At 46.4% G+C, this 16423-nt stretch carries 19 protein-coding genes; 8 read left to right on the top strand and 11 right to left on the bottom strand.

Annotated features, from left to right (window positions below; genetic code table 11):
• The first annotated feature begins 134 nt into the window (after positions 1-134).
• Both L1N97_RS12650 and L1N97_RS12645 read left to right on the top strand, forming a co-directional pair.
• Positions 135-944 (top strand): PEP-CTERM/exosortase system-associated acyltransferase, encoded by an 810-nt coding sequence (locus L1N97_RS12650; protein ID WP_236130040.1) that lies wholly within the window; start codon positions 135-137, stop codon positions 942-944.
• A 35-nt stretch (positions 945-979) separates the two neighbouring features.
• Positions 980-2011 carry a metal-dependent hydrolase gene (locus L1N97_RS12645; protein ID WP_236130039.1) on the top strand — a complete coding sequence of 344 codons (1032 nt, stop codon included), beginning with the start codon at positions 980-982 and terminating at the stop codon, positions 2009-2011.
• Here L1N97_RS12645 and L1N97_RS12640 read toward each other — a convergent pair.
• From L1N97_RS12640 to L1N97_RS12630, 3 genes are read right to left on the bottom strand one after another with little or no spacing between them, the layout of a single operon-like run.
• Positions 1962-2462, bottom strand: coding sequence for a DUF1543 domain-containing protein (locus L1N97_RS12640; RefSeq protein WP_236130038.1), 501 nt, complete (start codon positions 2460-2462; stop codon positions 1962-1964). The two genes, L1N97_RS12645 and L1N97_RS12640, sit on opposite strands and share 50 nt — an antisense overlap.
• An 8-nt stretch (positions 2463-2470) precedes the next feature.
• On the bottom strand, positions 2471-3727 hold the full coding sequence (locus tag L1N97_RS12635; RefSeq protein ID WP_236130037.1) for an ABC transporter permease: 1257 nt from the start codon (positions 3725-3727) through the stop codon (positions 2471-2473).
• Entirely contained in the window at positions 3721-4413 is a 693-nt protein-coding gene (locus L1N97_RS12630) for an ABC transporter ATP-binding protein (protein ID WP_236130036.1), read from the bottom strand. Before L1N97_RS12630 ends, L1N97_RS12635 begins: the two co-directional genes overlap by 7 nt.
• A 67-nt stretch (positions 4414-4480) precedes the next feature.
• Between L1N97_RS12630 and L1N97_RS12625 the strand changes: the two genes are divergently transcribed.
• Positions 4481-5026, top strand: a complete 546-nt coding sequence (locus L1N97_RS12625; protein WP_236130035.1) for a DUF3299 domain-containing protein — start codon at positions 4481-4483, stop codon at positions 5024-5026.
• A gap of 176 nt (positions 5027-5202) precedes the next feature.
• On the opposite strand, the gene L1N97_RS12620 is transcribed toward L1N97_RS12625, so the two are convergent.
• Positions 5203-5850: a ZrgA family zinc uptake protein gene (locus L1N97_RS12620; RefSeq protein ID WP_236130034.1), complete on the bottom strand. Its 648-nt coding sequence runs from the start codon at positions 5848-5850 to the stop codon at positions 5203-5205.
• A 128-nt stretch (positions 5851-5978) separates the two neighbouring features.
• On the opposite strand from L1N97_RS12620, the gene L1N97_RS12615 reads away from it, so the two are divergent.
• Genes L1N97_RS12615 through L1N97_RS12605 form a run of 3 tightly spaced genes read left to right on the top strand, consistent with a single transcriptional unit; the run spans position 5979 to position 10384 of the window.
• Positions 5979-7508, top strand: coding sequence for a cryptochrome/photolyase family protein (locus L1N97_RS12615; protein ID WP_236130033.1), 1530 nt, complete (start codon positions 5979-5981; stop codon positions 7506-7508).
• Entirely contained in the window at positions 7505-8869 is a 1365-nt protein-coding gene (locus L1N97_RS12610) for a DASH family cryptochrome (RefSeq protein WP_236130032.1), read from the top strand. The genes L1N97_RS12615 and L1N97_RS12610 overlap by 4 nt, the downstream gene beginning before the upstream one ends.
• 3 nt (positions 8870-8872) lie before the next feature.
• Positions 8873-10384 (top strand): FAD-binding domain-containing protein, encoded by a 1512-nt coding sequence (locus L1N97_RS12605; RefSeq protein ID WP_236130031.1) that lies wholly within the window; start codon positions 8873-8875, stop codon positions 10382-10384.
• Here the strand turns inward: L1N97_RS12605 and glnB are convergent.
• Positions 10381-10719, bottom strand: a complete 339-nt coding sequence (gene glnB / locus L1N97_RS12600) for a nitrogen regulatory protein P-II (protein ID WP_226751160.1) — start codon at positions 10717-10719, stop codon at positions 10381-10383. The two genes, L1N97_RS12605 and glnB, sit on opposite strands and share 4 nt — an antisense overlap.
• Positions 10720-11181: 462 nt before the next feature.
• Here glnB and nadE point away from each other — a divergent pair, with 462 nt between their 5' ends.
• Together nadE and L1N97_RS12590 are read left to right on the top strand one after the other, a co-directional pair.
• Positions 11182-12015, top strand: coding sequence for an ammonia-dependent NAD(+) synthetase (nadE, locus tag L1N97_RS12595; RefSeq protein WP_236130030.1), 834 nt, complete (start codon positions 11182-11184; stop codon positions 12013-12015).
• 82 nt (positions 12016-12097) lie between these two features.
• Positions 12098-12595: a GspH/FimT family protein gene (locus L1N97_RS12590; protein WP_236130029.1), complete on the top strand. Its 498-nt coding sequence runs from the start codon at positions 12098-12100 to the stop codon at positions 12593-12595.
• An 18-nt stretch (positions 12596-12613) separates the two neighbouring features.
• On the opposite strand, the gene L1N97_RS12585 is transcribed toward L1N97_RS12590, so the two are convergent.
• The 6 genes from L1N97_RS12585 to L1N97_RS12560 all read right to left on the bottom strand — a co-directional run bounded on the left by L1N97_RS12585 (position 12614) and on the right by L1N97_RS12560 (position 16423).
• Positions 12614-13015, bottom strand: a complete 402-nt coding sequence (locus L1N97_RS12585; protein WP_236130028.1) for a type IV pilin protein — start codon at positions 13013-13015, stop codon at positions 12614-12616.
• A complete protein-coding gene (locus tag L1N97_RS12580; protein ID WP_236130027.1) occupies positions 13015-14064 on the bottom strand; it encodes a hypothetical protein in 1050 nt (349 codons plus the stop codon). The genes L1N97_RS12585 and L1N97_RS12580 overlap by 1 nt, the downstream gene beginning before the upstream one ends.
• Positions 14061-14438 carry a hypothetical protein gene (locus tag L1N97_RS12575; protein WP_229586876.1) on the bottom strand — a complete coding sequence of 126 codons (378 nt, stop codon included), beginning with the start codon at positions 14436-14438 and terminating at the stop codon, positions 14061-14063. Before L1N97_RS12575 ends, L1N97_RS12580 begins: the two co-directional genes overlap by 4 nt.
• A 42-nt stretch (positions 14439-14480) precedes the next feature.
• The gene (locus L1N97_RS12570; RefSeq protein WP_236130026.1) at positions 14481-15440 is read right to left on the bottom strand and encodes a PilW family protein; all 960 of its coding nucleotides are present in this window, start codon (positions 15438-15440) and stop codon (positions 14481-14483) included.
• Positions 15441-15446: 6 nt separating this feature from the next.
• Positions 15447-15929, bottom strand: coding sequence for a type IV pilus modification PilV family protein (locus tag L1N97_RS12565; RefSeq protein WP_236130025.1), 483 nt, complete (start codon positions 15927-15929; stop codon positions 15447-15449).
• A gap of 80 nt (positions 15930-16009) precedes the next feature.
• The gene (locus L1N97_RS12560; protein ID WP_329605557.1) at positions 16010-16423 is read right to left on the bottom strand and encodes a type IV pilin protein; all 414 of its coding nucleotides are present in this window, start codon (positions 16421-16423) and stop codon (positions 16010-16012) included.

Genomic DNA, 16423 nt, shown 5'->3' with positions numbered 1-16423 from the left:
GATCTCGCGGCATCTTGTCGGCATAGTAGTTGACTCGCGGCATGTTTTTATTCAGGTGTGTTAAGTCTTTTCACCCAATGAACGTATAACTGCTGTAAAAAATAAACACTTTTGCCGCATTTAGGGTTTTTGCTATGTATCAAAATAATCAGGCTGTTGTCGCGCCGACTGAACAGTGTGTTTCTACTGTTACAGCAAAAGCACCACACAACTTACATTGGACCACCTGTTTTAGCCAAGATTTTGAGCTTAAAAAAGCCTTTAGCCGCGAAGATCGAGACCGCGTTTTCCGCTTAAGGCATCAAGTCTACTGTGAAGAATTAGCTTATGAACCTGTCAGACCTTCAGGTTTAGAGTTAGATCATTATGACCGCCGTTCTATTCACTGCTTATTACAACATCGAAGAACGGGTGAATCTGCGGGTACTTTACGGTTAATCGCGTCAAACAATGACGCTGAACTGCTGCCTATCGAACATTATTTCAAAGACGAATTTACGCAGCCTGACTTAATACCCAGCGCTTTTGATCGTGAAGCCGTGAGTGAGTTTTCTCGTTTAGCGGTTGCCGCTTCATTTAGAAGAAATATTCAAAGCCAACAAAACCCCATTTTGTCACAAGTTGCTGCGGTATCAGATACCGATACTCAAACACACTATCGCTACATCTCTGCCGGTTTATACCTTGCAGCCTTAGAGCAAGCACGCTTATTAAATTTAAAGCATGCCTATGTAGCGGTTGCCCCCGCTTTAGCACGAATGCTCAATCGTGTTGGGTTTCAGTTTCAGCAAATCAGTAATCCGATTGAACTAAATGGCAAACGTGCAGCCTATTACCTAGACATTGATAAGTGTATACATACACTTTGCGATGATTATCGAGAGTTATGGCGAGTTCTTGCGGCACAGTTACGACATGGCTCTTTTGAGCATTATAACGCTTAACACCCCTAAACCTTTTTAATGAGCATCTTGTTTATATGGATTCACTATCTCAAATAGCACTGGGTTCAGCGGTCGCTGTTGCAGTAGTGGGTAAACACACCTCAATTAAAAAAGCCGCCCTATGGGGCGCTATTGCCGGAACACTGCCTGATTTAGATGTTTTAATCGATTACGGCGATGACCTTAGCAATATGGTACAGCATCGCGGTTTTAGTCATTCTTTGTTTTATCTAACCTTATTCTCTCCTTTGCTCGCGCTGCTCGTTTGTCGCATTCATAATGAAATGGCCCACTACAAACATTGGTTACTCGGCTTGTGGCTGGTATTGATCACCCATCCACTACTCGACACCATGACCATCTATGGGACACAGCTTGCGCTACCCTTTTCTGACTATCCGTATGGTGTTGGCAGTATCTTTATTATTGATCCCTTGTATACCTTACCGCTATTACTTGGCGTTATTTGGGTATTACTCAAAGGTAAAACACTACTCGCAGCCAATACGGCAGGATTAGTCTTTTCAAGCTGTTATCTGTTGTGGAGTATGGCGGCGCAACAACATGTAACCGGTGTAGTGAAAAGCCAATTAACGGAGGTTTATGACCACTCCACGAAATTGTTGGTGCAACCTACCGCGTTAAATACGCTACTTTGGCGCGTGTTGATCCGAACGGATGAAGCCTATTACGAAGGGTTTTATTCATTACTCAAAAAGGAAGCTACCATTGAATTGGTGCGTTTTGAACAAGATCCTCTTTTGCTTGAGCAATATGCTTTGCATCCTGACGTGCAAAAGTTAGCCAGTTTCAGCCATGGCTTTTATGCCTTAGAGCAGCAACAACAGCAAATTGTGTTAACCGATCTGCGCATGGGACAGCAACAAAATTATGCTTTTAGTTTTGTGGTGGCCGAGCAAGCAGCTGAAACCTCATTACGCTTACCGCGTAAATTAGAGCTTTCAGCTACCCTCAATTGGATTTGGTTAACGCTAAAAGGTGAGGCACCTACTGAGCTTAGCCAATCACCTCATAACCAAACCAGTCCGGCTGCTGTGCTTGATTAGCTCCGCTCGGTTGTAACTCAATATAGTAACCTTGCAGCTGATCGAGCTGAATCAAGTCATCCAGTTCCAGTAAATCGTCTTTATGTGGGCTTTGTGCTTTAATCAGTAATGCCGCCTTGGCACGCTTTTTAGCTTCAGCCGCAGAGCTTGCCACACACAGCATAAACTCGTGCTGCTCTGCCATTTGCGCTGGGTAATAGCCACCAAAGTTAACAAAATAAAGCTTTTGCGCTTGCTGCACCGGCTCGGCAACCAACGTGATGTGATAACCATCAATATCATGCACTTCTAAATAGCTATCTAGGTGCAGGCCTTTGGCTTCACCAAACCATTGCTGCCGTAACTGCGGATAAGTATCTTTAATACTGTCACCGACCACAAAGCGTATATCATGCACTTCAATATTCGCGCCCGGAGCGGTACCACCCAAATACACCATAAATAATTTCATGTTAAACCTTATAATTTTACGCTTAAACCATCGGTTAAGGCTTTTCGATAGGCCACAAATGCCGGAATGCACGCCAAGACACTGGCTGCCGCTAAAATGCCGGCTGCCCAGTACAACGTTTCGGTGCTAAAGGGCATCACGCTGATAAACAGGCCATAATGTGCTGCTAGCCAATCTTGCACACCAAATAACGTTAACAACAAGACCGCTGCCGACAGCAACATAGCAACTAGGGTTAATAACAGCACTTCTAATTGAATTAACCAAAAAACATACCACGGGCTCGCCCCTACCGCACGTAAGATGGCCACTTCACGCTGCCGCTCGCGCATCGATGCCAGTAAAGTTGTCATCATGCCAACTAAACCGGCAGCAAGCACCATGAGCGTGATTAACAACAAAATATTCTCAACAATACTGAGCATTTGCCACAGTTCAGCTAAAGCCACGCCGGGTAAAATGGCGGTTAACGGCTCACCACGAAACTCATTAATTTGCCGCTGCACAACAAAAGTGGCCATTCTTGAATTAAGCCCCACCATAAAAGCCGTTAACGCCTTTGGGGTTAAATCCATTTCTAAGGTTTGTTCAGCGCTAATTTTACGCCCGGGCATTGGCGCACCTTGCTGCCAATCGATATGTATCGCTTCTATGCCCTCAAGGCTAATATGCACGGTTTGATCAACCGGTGTGCCCGTGGCCGCTAAGATACCTTTAATCACAAAAGGTTTATCTTTATGCTCAGAAAAACTGACGGCGCCTACACCATGCGCCAGCGTGATTTCTTGCCCTAGCTGATAGCCTAATTGTTTAGCGACTTCTGCCCCCAATACCGCCTCGTAGACGCCTGCAAATTGCTCGCCAGCAGCAAAGCTTAAACCTTGCTGGTTGGCATAGCGATAATGCTCAAAGTAACCTTGATTTGTGCCTAGCACACGATAACCTCGATGCGAGTCACCCAAGGCTAGCGGGATGGTCCAACTAATTTGTGGATGCTTAGCAATACGTTCATAGGTTGCCCAACTGACATTTGCGGTAGCATTGCCAAGTCTAAAGACCGAATACAACAATAAATTTAATTGCCCGGAGCGCGCCCCCACAATTAAATCCGTACCCGATACGGTATTAGTAAAGCTGCTGCGCGCTTCTTTGCGAATATGTTCGATGCCTAATAGCAACACTAAACTGAGCGTTAGCGACAATAAGGTCATTAACGCTGTGCCTTTCCGGTTCCATAAACTCAGACGTGCCAGTTTGATTAACATGCCACCACTCCTTTGGCCAAATCAGCCATCGATAACTCAAAGTGAAAATAGCGCTTGAGTTGCTGATCATGGCTAACAAAAATAACTGTTGTTGCACACTTATCCGCTTCGGTTAACAGTACTTGCATAAAGGCGTCGCGATTATTCGCATCCAGCGCCGAAGTCGGCTCGTCAGCGATTAACAAAGCGGGTTGCGTTAACAAGGCGCGCGCAATGGCCACCCGTTGCTGTTGGCCAACACTTAAGGCACTGGCACGCTGCCGCTGTAAATCATCGGTGAGTCCTAGCGCCCTTAATAAATCGATGGCACGTTGCTGTAAAGTGATAGCCGCTTGACCCGCAAAGGTGGCGCGTAACAGTACGTTATCTAAAACTGAAAGATAAGGAATTAAATTGAGCTGTTGAAACACCACACCAATTTGACTGGCTCGCAGCTTATCGCGTTTTGCTGCGCTAAGTTGATGCATGGCATGGCCTTGCACCCATAATTCTCCGGCACTGGGTGCTGTGATGCCCGCCAGCAAGTTTAACAAGGTCGTTTTACCCGAGCCTGAAGCGCCTTGTATAAATAAATGTTGGCCATGTTCAAGTGTTACTGCCGGTAATGACAATTGCCAAGCACCGGCGCGATACCAGAATTGCAGATCTTTGAGTTCAATAGCAGGAATTTTCGGCTTGGTGGTCACAGGTACTCCATTGTGCATGCTATGATAGCCCTACAGCTATTATGCAAAATTAAGAGGCGAAGCTCCAATGTTCAAGAAGTTGTCTGTTGCGTTTTCTCTGGTACTGGCCGCAAGTCTGGCTTTTAGCGTGCATGCAAACGAAGTAAAAACCATTGAGTGGACGGATTTAATGCCTGAAGATGATTTACAGGCGTTAATGGCCATGCCCGAAGTGGCGCATGATTATAGCCAGCCCTCACCGTTTGAAGAAAACTACAATGGTGAAGATCCTGCCGCACAAGCTTGGCAGCAAATTTTGCAGTCCGCCAAAGTTAAACCCGAGTTCAATAACGTTAAAGTCAAGATCCCTGGCTTTATTGTACCTCTGGAATTTGATGCTGATCAGAATGTGACGAGCTTCTTTCTCGTACCGTACTTTGGTGCCTGTATCCACGTACCGCCACCACCACCAAATCAAATTATTTATGTCAGTGGTGCATCGAACCTGCGTGCAGATATGATTTATTCACCCTTTTGGATAATTGGTACTATTACGACCGAAAGCATGTCTCACGATTTAGCAAATGCGGCTTACAGTATGAAAGCGGATAAAGTAGAAGAATATACTTGGTAATGTTACTCCGTTTATCTGCGTACAAAAAAACCGGTCACGTTAAATGACCGGTTTTTTTATCGGCTAGTGCCTGTTTTAACCAATAAATGCGCGCACAAACGCATTCATCTACTATCTACAGAAGCAATAGGCTCATACGCATTACAGCACTGTTGTGCGGATCCATTAGGCTTTATTTAAAAGCGCACTTGGCTGTTGCCCAACGTCGCTTTAGCGGCACCTTGTTGACCATTTAACACCCACTGCACATCCATCGTTTGTAGCGACGGGAGCAGATTAAATAAACTCACATCAAGCTGTTGTAACAATGCTGGGCGCTGACATAAAAAACTGATATTGGCATAAAAATCACCGTGACCACTGTAGGTACGCTCGGTCAGATCCGTGCTCGCATCACTGCCTTGAATTTCACAGTTTGCATCCTTACTTAAATTTAACCACTGGCCTTGGGATAGGATGTCTAATGCCAGCGTTAATTCTTGCTTTTGCTCGGCAGTACGCGGGGCGTGTTCAAAGCCCACAATGGTAGCCGCCGCAGCTTGCAATGCTAACTGCAACTCATTTCCTTCTAAAATCAATGTCAGGCTGGCAACCCCATGCACATGAGTACCAAGCTGCGTAAAATCATCGGCGTCATGTGAATGCTCTGCCGCAGCATGCGTATGCTCATCGGCAGCATTATGCTGATGCAACTCGGGTACCTCTGCGGCTACCTGACGTTCAGTGTTAACAGCTGATGCGGCTAATGCCTGTTCGGTAGCTTGAACTTGATAAGCCAATACACTGCCTGTAACCATAAGCAAAGCAACTAATTTTCTTTTCACAGCACATACCTCTTAAATTTATTGCCACCATCATACTCAGATTTAGTCTGGCCGCAATGCTGATCTAGCTGATCTAAATGGGCAGTTAATCCCGTATCAGGCGGTATTGATTGTAGTGGTCTGACGTAATGCCCAAACTTATAGTAATTCTAGGCGATCAACTGAGCCCCGCGCTCGCCAGCCTGCGCGAAGCCAGTGCGGATGACGTCATTTTAATGGCTGAAGTTGGCAGTGAAGCCAGCTATGTAAAACATCACAAGCATAAAATTGTGCTGATTTTCAGTGCCATGCGCCATTTCGCTGCCGTATTAGAGCAACAGGGCCGCAAAGTTTGCTACGTTAAATATGGCGAGCAAGCCGGCATCCATAGCATGACAGACGCCGTGGCCTATGCGCTTGAACAAACCAATATGTCAGAAATTGCCATTACGGAATGCGGTGAATACCGTCTGCATCAAGAAATTCTCGGCTGGTCAGCGCATTTTCAGCGGCCGGTGACGATCCTCGAAGACGACCGTTTTCTCTGCTCGAAAGAGATGTTTAACCAATGGGCTAGCGGCCGGCAGCAACTGCGCATGGAGTACTTTTATCGGCAAATGCGCCGCTACACCGGCTTACTGCTGGATGCTAAACAACAACCGGTTGGTGGGCAGTGGAACTTTGATAAAGAAAACCGTAAAGCCTGTCCACCTGATTTAGTGGCCATCCCACCCCTTAAATTTAGCCACGATGACATTACTCAGCAAGTGTGTCAGACGGTTGCTACTGAATTTGCTGATAATCCAGGCTCTGTCGACAATTTTCAATATGCGGTAACCGGTAAAGACGCGCGCCAAGCTTTTATGCATTTTATCGAAAAACAACTGGCCAACTTTGGCGATTATCAAGATGCGATGTTGGTTGATCAACCATTTTTATTTCACAGCCTCTGCTCCATGTATTTAAATGCGGGTTTACTGGATGTGCGCTGGATGTGCCAAAAAGTCGAAGCCGCTTGGCGTAGCGAGAAAGTCAGTTTAAATGCCGCCGAAGGCTTTATTCGCCAGCTCATTGGCTGGCGTGAATTTGTGCGCGGCCTGTATTGGCTAAAAATGCCAGATTATGCCGCGCAAAATTATTTCTCTGCTACGACGCCGCTGCCCAGTTATTTCTGGAGTGGCAAAACCAAGATGCGCTGTATGCAGCAAGCCATCTCACAAACGATGGAATACGGCTATGCTCATCATATTCAGCGCTTAATGATTACCGGTAATTTTGCTCTTTTGGCTGGCTTAGATGTGCAAGCGATATGTGATTGGTATTTGGCGGTCTATGTCGACGCCTATGAATGGGTAGAGCTGCCGAATACCATGGGCATGGCGTTGTTTGCCGATGGCGGAGAGTTAGCATCAAAACCCTATGCGGCTAGCGGCGCTTACGTAAATAGAATGAGTAATTACTGCAAAAACTGCCATTACAAAGTAAAAGATGTTACCGGTGAGAAAGCCTGCCCGTTTAATGCACTGTATTGGGACTTTTTAGACCGAAACCATGAGCAATTAGGTCAAAACGCTCGGCTGCAACTGGCTTTCAAAAACTGGCAACGCAAAACGCCTGAACAACAAGCTGCAATTAAACAGCACGCGTCTGTGTTGCTGAATAAGCTGGAGCAATTATGAGCACTCTAGTTCTACTGAATCAGGCATTACGCTTACGTGATAACCCGTTGCTCAATGCTGGCAGCGGTACTTTACACGCGGTAGTAGTATTGGATAAAGCCCAATTTTTTGGCCAACAATACGGGCTTTATCGCGCGAATTTATGGCGTTTAAATCAACAGATACAGGCTATCTTGCATCTGCAACAGGCCTTAGCTACCCAGCAGATCGGTTTAATATTACGGTTTGGCGATACCGCCAGTACCTTGCAGGCACTGGCAAATGAGCTGAATGCCACAACGCTGATTGCGGCCGAGCCGACCTCACCGCACGAGTACGCTGCGTTGCAGCAATTAGCAGACCCGCTCACGTTAACACTGATCGATTGCAACAGCTTATTCGGTGCAGCACTTCGGCCTGACATCAGTCGAATGCCAGACCGTTTTACTACGTTTCGCAAAAACCACGAACCGCTGTTGCAAGTATCGTTACCCGTTACACCTTTTACTCCCCGCGCTGAACAACAGTGGCTAACACCGCAACAGGCTGAGCATTACCACGCCGAATGGTCAGCATTAGATGATTATCGACATGCGAGCAGTGCGGCTAAACCACCCATTATTACTGAAACAGCCGCTTGGCAACGCTTGCAGCAGTATATCTGGCAAGAACAGCATATTTTACATTACAAAGAAACGCGTAATGCGCTGCAAGGTGAGCATTACGCCAGTTTCTTTTCTAGCGCTTTAGCGCTGGGCAGTTTATCCGCGCGCGATCTGTGGCAACAAATTGTTGAATTTGAGCAACAAGTACAAGCGAATGATTCAACCTATTGGCTTAAGTTCGAGTTGTTATGGCGAGAGTTTTTTCGCTGGCAAATGCGTAAATACCAATCTCGTTGGTTTAGCCAAACGGGTATAAAAGGTCAGCCGAATTTTCAACCACCGCAGCTGACCACAACACAACGGCGTAAGTTTGCCGCATGGTGTGCTGGTCAAACCGGTATTCCTTTTGTTGATGCCAATATGCGCTTACTTAATCAAAGCGGTTTAATGAGTAATCGCGGTCGACAAAATGTGGCCAGTTATTTAATCCATGATTTAGCCATAGATTGGCGTTTGGGTGCGGCTTATTTTGAACAACGACTGCTCGATTACGAATGCGCCAGCAACTGGGGAAATTGGGCCTATATTGCCGGTTATGGTAATAGTGAAGCGCGACCTTTTAATATGATAAAGCAAGCATTGGCCTATGATCCAAAAGCCGATTTTGTTCGACAGATGTTACCCGAACTCACCGCTAAAGATAAAACAGCCCATCGCCCACAGGCCAACACACCGATCCCTGCTCAATGGCATAATTGGTTAAAAGAGTTGGACTAGCCCATGCATCTGTTATGGCTAAAACGCGATTTACGCTTAGCCGATCATGCCGCCTTGCACTACGCTGCACAACAAGGTGCAGCGGTGTTACCGGTGTATATCATCGAACCCGATTATTGGCAGCAACCTGATACCTCTTTGCGCCATTGGGCTTTTATTTGTTCAGCTTTAGAACAGCTACAGCAACAGTTCTCTGCCTTGGGCCAGCCTTTATTGGTTTTTTATGGCGCCGCAAGCCGAGTCTTTCGACAACTGACCGAGCAGTTTCCCATTACGGCGGTGTATAGCCATGAAGAAACCGGTAATTTATGGAGTTATCAGCGCGACCTGGCGGTGGAAAAGCTATGGCATGAGCTAGCAATACCTTGGCATCAGTATCGGCAGTTTGCGGTATTTCGGCGGCTGGCCGATCGTGATCTTTGGTTTAAACAAGCAGATGAGTGGTTAACACAGCCATTATTTCCTATTCCCAAACAGCTTCCCTTTATTACTGCCGCTAACTGGCAAGCTCCTTTGCAATGGCCAATACGCAGTAAAGATTTGCCGCTTTGTCAGTCTCCCCAGCAAGCCACAGCACTAAGCGGCACCTTACAAAGCTTTCTTACCACTAGAGTGAAAAGCTATCGGGGTGGCATCTCTTATGCGAGTAAAGCACCGCAGGCCTGTTCACGCTTAAGCCCCTATTTAAGTTATGGCCTGCTCAGTATGCGCCAATTGCAACAACAAGCCTGGCAGCAGCGCAAGACCACTGAGCACGACAATCAACAACGCGGCCTTGATGCTTTTTATAGTCGCCTGCGTTGGCATTGTCATTTTATGCAAAAGCTCGAAGATGAACCTGAACTAGAAATGCGTAATCTGCATCGTGGCTTTGATGGCATGAGAGAAAATGATTTTTCTGCGATATTATTTCAGGCTTGGGCTACGGGGCAAACAGGCTACCCGATGATAGATGCCGCCATGCGCAGTTTGTTAGCTACCGGCTGGTTGCATTTTCGTGCCAGAGCCATGTTAGTGGCTTTTGCCTGTTATCACCTTTGGCTGCACTGGCGCCCGGTTGCTTTGCACTTAGCACGCTGTTTTGTCGATTACGAGCCCGGGATCCATTATCCACAAATTCAAATGCAAGCGGGCACCACGGGCATTAATCCCAATCGCATGTACAATCCTGTGAAACAAAGTATTCAAAAAGACCCTGAAGGGAAGTTTATACGGCAGTGGTTGCCTGAATTACAGCAGGTGCCAGATGGCTGGTTGCATCAACCCTGGTTGCTGAACCGTCAACAGCAGCAACAGTATGTATGTCGATTAGATATCGATTACCCCGCGCCCGTTGTGCCGCACGAGCAAGCGATTAAACTGGCTCGCCAGCGTTTAAAACACTGGCTGCAACAGCATCAACCGGATTGGAAAGAGCAAAAACAACGGATTGTACGTAAACATGCTAGCCGTAAGCGCCCGACAACACGAAGCAAGCCCATATCACGCAAGCAGTTAGCGTTATTTAACGATTAAAGCGCTTCTTCGTCTTCTTCGCCCGTTCTGATACGCACCACGCGTTCTACATCGAATACAAAGATCTTGCCGTCACCAATACGCCCGGTTTGTGCGGTTGTCACGATCGCTTCAATACAACGCTCAACTTGGTCATCGGGTACGACGATATCTAATTTCACTTTGGGTAAAAAATCGACCATATACTCCGCGCCACGATATAACTCGGTATGGCCTTTTTGCCGACCAAAACCTTTTACTTCGGTGACAGTCATACCTGTGATGTTAATTTCAGCTAACGCTTCTCGCACATCATCAAGCTTGAAAGGTTTAATAATCGCTTCAATTTTTTTCATGTTTTTTCGTCCATTCCCTCATTGATAGCCGCAGTATAATACAAGCCGCATAAGGCTTCAGCTTTTGTCTAGGGCTTGATGACATTTTCTGTTTAGATTTTGTTCGTTTGGCGATGTTTTGATCGCGAAACGAGAAGTGCAGTACGCGGTACCCGGTTTGTTATTCTAAATAAACGACGAGAGAAGCTACCGCGTCCTGCTCTCGCCCCTGACCTACATCCATGTAGGCCACAAAGAGCAAAGCATCGCCAAACGAACCCTTCGGGCAGCGTGTGGCTGGCATTTCTACTACGTTATCGCTTGTTTATGTAGAATAACTACACGGCACAAGCTCTGCCTTGTATAAATACCAGCCACTCAGCTGCAAAAACAACCAGAAAACGGCAACAAGCCCTAGTAATTAGTTGATCTTCTTCTGCTGAGATACGTTAAGATAAACAGGTACTAATCGATGAGGCTATTATGACTATGGAACAACATATTATCCGGGAAATGCGGGTATTGCCGCAAATTGACGTTGAACACGAGATCCGTCGCCGCATTGATTTTATTAAATCGCGACTTACCGCATCAGGTTTAAACACATTGGTGTTAGGTATTAGTGGCGGTGTCGATTCGACGACCTGTGGCCGCTTAGCACAACTCGCTGTTGATGAGCTGAATGCCGGCGCAGCAAATACTTATCGCTTTATCGCTGTCCGTTTACCTTATGGTACACAAAAAGACGAAGACGAAGCACAACTGGCATTGAGCTTTATTCAAGCTAGCCATGTTGTCACTGTAAATATCAAAGCCGCCGCCGATGCCTTACATCAAAGCACCTTAGCAGGTATTGAAGGCTTACCTCAAGCCAATGCAGCACAAGCCGACTTTGCCAAAGGCAACGTTAAAGCGCGCTGTCGTATGGTGGCACAGTATCATATCGCGGCCCTGCAAGGTGGTTTAGTGATAGGTACCGATCACTCTGCTGAAAACATTACCGGCTTTTATACTAAATGGGGCGATGGCGCTTGCGATATGGCACCGTTATTTGGTTTAAGCAAACGTCAAGTTCGTGCCTTGGCAAAACATCTTGGTGCACCCGCCACACTGGTTGAAAAAACGCCTACGGCTGATTTAGAGTGTCTAGCACCACAAAAAGCCGATGAAGCCGCGCTTGGCCTGACCTATCAGCAAATTGATGATTTTCTGGAAGGTAAAACAGTCGATGCTGCGGTTTCAGAGCGTTTAGTGCAGATTTTCCAAAAGACACAACACAAGCGTCAACCGATCCCAACTATTTATGATCTGCCATAAATAAACATTTTTTTAATTTAAATTTAACTTTATAGAATTCTTGGCTACACTCTTGATTGTTTTATACAGCAGGAGTGTCGCCATGATCTCACGCGGTTTAAGCCTAATCGAATTACTAGTTGCCCTACTTGTACTGGTTATCCTGTTATCCATTGCCGCTCCGGCCATGTCTGAACTGATGCATCGGCAATACGCCAGCAGCTATATGCAACAGTTCAGTCGGCATTTACACTTCGCCAGGATCCAAGCGAGCAGTAGCCAACAACCGGTCAAGATCTGTCCAATCCAAGGTCAGCACTGTCAAGGACACTGGCAGCACGATCCCATTCAATTGCTGTTACTTGATCCCATCAATAATGAAACCGTGCTGTTACGCGAACTGCCCGCGCTAAAAAACGACCATCGGCTAAGCTACCATCGACAACAATTACAATTTCGGCGCGACGGTAGCTTAGATGCTCTTGAAAATGGCACCTTTTACTACTGCCCTCCCAGTCGCTATCAATGGCATTATCGCTTAGTGTTAAACCAAGCTGGCCGCAATCGTTTAACACGATATGAGCAGGCTTGTCCGATTTAACAGGTCGCTAAACGGCCGTTAGTTCCAACACGACAGCGGCTCGGTTAAAGTATGATTGCGCTGCCCCAGATGATTAAGACTAAAACGTAAACAGTCACGATCTTGGGTTTGCGGCCCTTCTGCCGTTACGCGCAACTGATAGCCAAATTGCCCTGCAGTGAGCTCAACAGTAATACGATAACGCCCTGACTCAGATAAGCTTTGCGCAAAACCTAACTGCGCCAAATCAGCGGTATAAGCACCATAATCTGCTAACCTTTGCTCTTGCCTATTCGCGAGTATGAGCAAGGTTTTCACCGCTTCAGCGCGATAACTGCGCAGCACATACTGCTGATACGCGGGATAAGCGATAGCACCTAATATGCCGATCAGTAGCACTACAATCAGCATTTCAATCAGCGTGACACCACGCGCTTGCATTAGTGAGCCCCTTGTTCACTTCGATAGGTGGCTAAACGTTGCCAAATAGGAAACTTATCCAAACTTAACGGCTCACTGCAGTGATAACACTCTGCACTAACTTTACGTAAATTCGTTAACAGCAAGCGGCTTTGAAAGTCTGAACCTAACTCTAATTTAATGCTTTTATCGGCATTTTGACGCAAACGCAGCTGCGCATCCGCGAGAAAAGGCACCGTCATCATTCGCTCTGCATAAATTCGACCGCCAGTATGCACTTGCAGCGCATATAATAACTGGTCAGTTTGCTCTGTTTCACACTCTGTAGCAGTGTCTGTTTTGGCGACAGGGGCATACAATACTCCGGCAGCAACTAGCGGCTTGCTGCTAATTTTGCCTGGTAAATGTATCTTCCAACCGGCATTAGACAGTAATGCCCGCCAATCTTGTGCACTGAGTGTTTGCGCTTGTTCTGCTGGATCTAATAAGGTTCGGTCGGCGAGGTGTTGATAATGAATCACGCTTTGCTGCAGCCGATTTAAACTAAATCGTAACAGCATAATGCTATCGTGCCCGGTTTGCGGGTGACGGCCAATAACCAACACTAAATACTGATCGGCAATACCCCAACTGGGTGGCGCTATGGTCGTTGGTAACTTTGTTCGAAGCAGGCCGGCGGTTGCAATAAAGCGTAGGCCACTTGCGGTTAAATCTGCCATTTCTCGGGCAACACCAAACTGACCATCGGCATAGGGCAAACGCCAAAGTAAACCTTCACGACTGAGTAACCAAATATGATCGACGATACCATCAAGGTTACGATCTTCAACTAAAGGTTGAGCTTGAATACGCGAATGAATACCCGTGGTGGTAAGTTCAAGTTGAGCGACCACCTTGCCCAGTTTATCTTCAGTTAATAGCAACTGCTGAGCTGATTCACTACTTTGCAACCACAGTTGCCCATTGAGATTATGCTGCAGCTTCACTTGCGTGGCCGCAGGTGTTAAAGGTGGGCAAAGCGCATGTACTGGTAACGCTAAAATGGCTAACAACAGAAGAAAGCGCATCATGGCTGATCCTCCGCAAACCGAAAGCGTTTACGCAGCAAAATGCTATTATAACGGGCGAACACTGGCCGCTCATCACTGCGTAAAGCCGTTTCGACAAATAGCAGCTCACACTGCAATTCAGGATCACTCCACGCTGCGTAAATGGCAGGACAAGCAGGCATATCCCAGCTATTACGAGGTAACTCTTCAGGATCAACATTATTTAACATCATCAAATGTTGTTCTAAAGTACGAAACTCTAACTGCAATTGTTGCTGAGCCGCCTGTGCAGACTGAGCACTTAACTTGCTGATAAATAAATTACTGCCTACTACTAATAACATAACCGTTAAGAACAACAGTGCAGTGAGTAAAACCATGCCGCGATTTCTCATAGTGCCTCCGATGTATCAATAACAATAATGTAACTAACCGTTTTACTGCTCTGCTAGAACAGCGTTTTCAAAATAGACAGCGCCACTTAACTGCAAGCGACGATAGGCATCACCTGGCGCCTCAAACTGAATGCTACCAAGTTGATATTGCTGTGTATTGTTATAACGATGGTCTGGTTCGAGAGACCTTAACAACACATGATATTGCAGACCCACAATCCGGCTTTGTTGTTGCAACCAATGCTCTACTGTCATTTGGTGGCTCGCCAAACTGAAGTTAGGCCGCCCATCCAAATCACTATCAATCAAAAATTCAAAGTGCAGCCGTTCAACACCATCAATAATGGAATCCGTACTGATACTGGCCGCCCCCGCTGCATTGCGAATTAATCTTTTACGCATTAACACCGGAATAGTTTGACCATTTTGGTTTTGCTGCTGCAGATACAATACCAAGTGCTGATAAGGAAACAGCATCCCGGCATTCAGTTGTGCGGCATCAACCGCAACAAATCGACCTTGCTGCCAATCAGCTTGCCAATAAAATCGATTCGCGCGCATTTCATCAGGTGCCACAATTAAGCCAATACTACGTTTTAACTGTAAAAACTCCGTATCTCTAATCAGGTTATTTAAGCAACCTAATTGCCGACCGCCGGTTGCTCTGGCCGCATATAAGGTGAGAAAAGACTGTCCACTGACCGGAAAACTGCCGCTATCTAACCCTTCCGCAGCACAGTCGCCGACCGGTAAAGGTAAGGTTGCGGCTTCGGCTAATTGTTGTTGCGCTAACCCACCCCAAAACCCAGTATTCTTTAATTCATTGTGCAGTAAATTTAACACCAGCTGCCCATTTTGCTGCAATTGGGCTAATTGCCGTGTTTGCGTCGAACTTTGATTTAGCGCAGTAAAAGTGGTTAGCATCAACAATAACAACATCAAGGCTAACGCGGCTGCAATCAATAATTCCACTAAAGAGAAACCTGGTTCCCGCCGGATCATCAGGCGTTACTCTTGGGCTAAAGATAAACCAGAGCGGCCATTTCCTACCCTACAGGTAGGCGCTACGCCCTTTGCAAATGCTGCATTTTGCTGCCAACTTACCGCTAATTGCAGCTGGCCATTATGCTGCTGCAGACAAAACTGTGGATCGAGTAATAAACCATAACTATGGGCAGAGCCCTGCCATTTCGCTTGCCAGCGTGACAAAAGATACTGGCGCGCCTCGGTATATTGACAAGGAAGATTAGCACTGCACTCAGATGCAGGCTGTTCAGTAAGCTGAAAATCGCTGGATTTGTGAGGAGAATTAAAACTATGCAGTTGCTGCACAATTTCTTGAGAGAGCGCAATAGCTGTAGTGCGCTGAGTGGCATCAGTAACCCACTTCAGTGCCAGTAGTTGCCCAGCTAGCACGCCCAGTAAACCAATTTTGATAATCAGTAAGGTGATCAATACTTCGATCAATGTTGCACCACGCTGCTGCTTCATATTGACCTCGGTTTTTTATCCTCGGAAAATAAACATAGCAGCAGCGGTTAATAGATCAAGTTAATATTGTAAAAATATTGCTACCAGCAAGCTTTAACTGCAGCAGCTGTCACGCCGCCCTTTGCGCCCTTTTGACCCGCATGATTGTACGTTAAGGCCTGACAACCATCATTTTGTAAACTGGTTGGTGTTGCAGCTAACGTATAGGTTCGAGCTGTAGTCGCACCAGAGAAGCCAAAACTATATCGTGCAGACAAATCGGTTGCACACTGCAAGGACGGAAAAGCAAAGCCTGTTGGGTTATAGGCCATATTCTGCGTAAAGGTGCGCTCCATATGTTGCGAATACTCCAATAAACAGGCTGTCGCCGCTGAACGGTTGGCTTTTAACACATACTGCTGATAAGACGGGTAAGCAATAGCGGAAATAATTCCAACAATTGCCACCACCACCATCAACTCAATTAGGCTAAAGCCTTGCTTTATCGTTGTCAC

Source organism: Rheinheimera sp. UJ63 (assembly GCF_021568285.1).
GTDB lineage: Bacteria > Pseudomonadota > Gammaproteobacteria > Enterobacterales > Alteromonadaceae > Alishewanella > Alishewanella maricola.
This window is presented reverse-complemented; position numbering and strand designations above follow the sequence as displayed.

Coding starts and splice junctions, on each gene's coding strand:
- nadE (WP_236130030.1), top strand. CDS start 11,182: ATGACTATGGAACAACATATTATCCGGGAAATGCGGGTATTGCCGCAA.
- L1N97_RS12640 (WP_236130038.1), bottom strand. CDS start 2,462: ATGAAATTATTTATGGTGTATTTGGGTGGTACCGCTCCGGGCGCGAAT.
- L1N97_RS12585 (WP_236130028.1), bottom strand. CDS start 13,015: ATGCAAGCGCGTGGTGTCACGCTGATTGAAATGCTGATTGTAGTGCTA.
- L1N97_RS12570 (WP_236130026.1), bottom strand. CDS start 15,440: ATGATCCGGCGGGAACCAGGTTTCTCTTTAGTGGAATTATTGATTGCA.
- L1N97_RS12610 (WP_236130032.1), top strand. CDS start 7,505: ATGAGCACTCTAGTTCTACTGAATCAGGCATTACGCTTACGTGATAAC.
- L1N97_RS12650 (WP_236130040.1), top strand. CDS start 135: ATGTATCAAAATAATCAGGCTGTTGTCGCGCCGACTGAACAGTGTGTT.
- L1N97_RS12635 (WP_236130037.1), bottom strand. CDS start 3,727: ATGTTAATCAAACTGGCACGTCTGAGTTTATGGAACCGGAAAGGCACA.
- L1N97_RS12575 (WP_229586876.1), bottom strand. CDS start 14,438: ATGAGAAATCGCGGCATGGTTTTACTCACTGCACTGTTGTTCTTAACG.
- L1N97_RS12580 (WP_236130027.1), bottom strand. CDS start 14,064: ATGATGCGCTTTCTTCTGTTGTTAGCCATTTTAGCGTTACCAGTACAT.
- glnB (WP_226751160.1), bottom strand. CDS start 10,719: ATGAAAAAAATTGAAGCGATTATTAAACCTTTCAAGCTTGATGATGTG.
- L1N97_RS12565 (WP_236130025.1), bottom strand. CDS start 15,929: ATGAAGCAGCAGCGTGGTGCAACATTGATCGAAGTATTGATCACCTTA.
- L1N97_RS12605 (WP_236130031.1), top strand. CDS start 8,873: ATGCATCTGTTATGGCTAAAACGCGATTTACGCTTAGCCGATCATGCC.
- L1N97_RS12590 (WP_236130029.1), top strand. CDS start 12,098: ATGATCTCACGCGGTTTAAGCCTAATCGAATTACTAGTTGCCCTACTT.
- L1N97_RS12615 (WP_236130033.1), top strand. CDS start 5,979: ATGCCCAAACTTATAGTAATTCTAGGCGATCAACTGAGCCCCGCGCTC.
- L1N97_RS12625 (WP_236130035.1), top strand. CDS start 4,481: ATGTTCAAGAAGTTGTCTGTTGCGTTTTCTCTGGTACTGGCCGCAAGT.
- L1N97_RS12645 (WP_236130039.1), top strand. CDS start 980: ATGGATTCACTATCTCAAATAGCACTGGGTTCAGCGGTCGCTGTTGCA.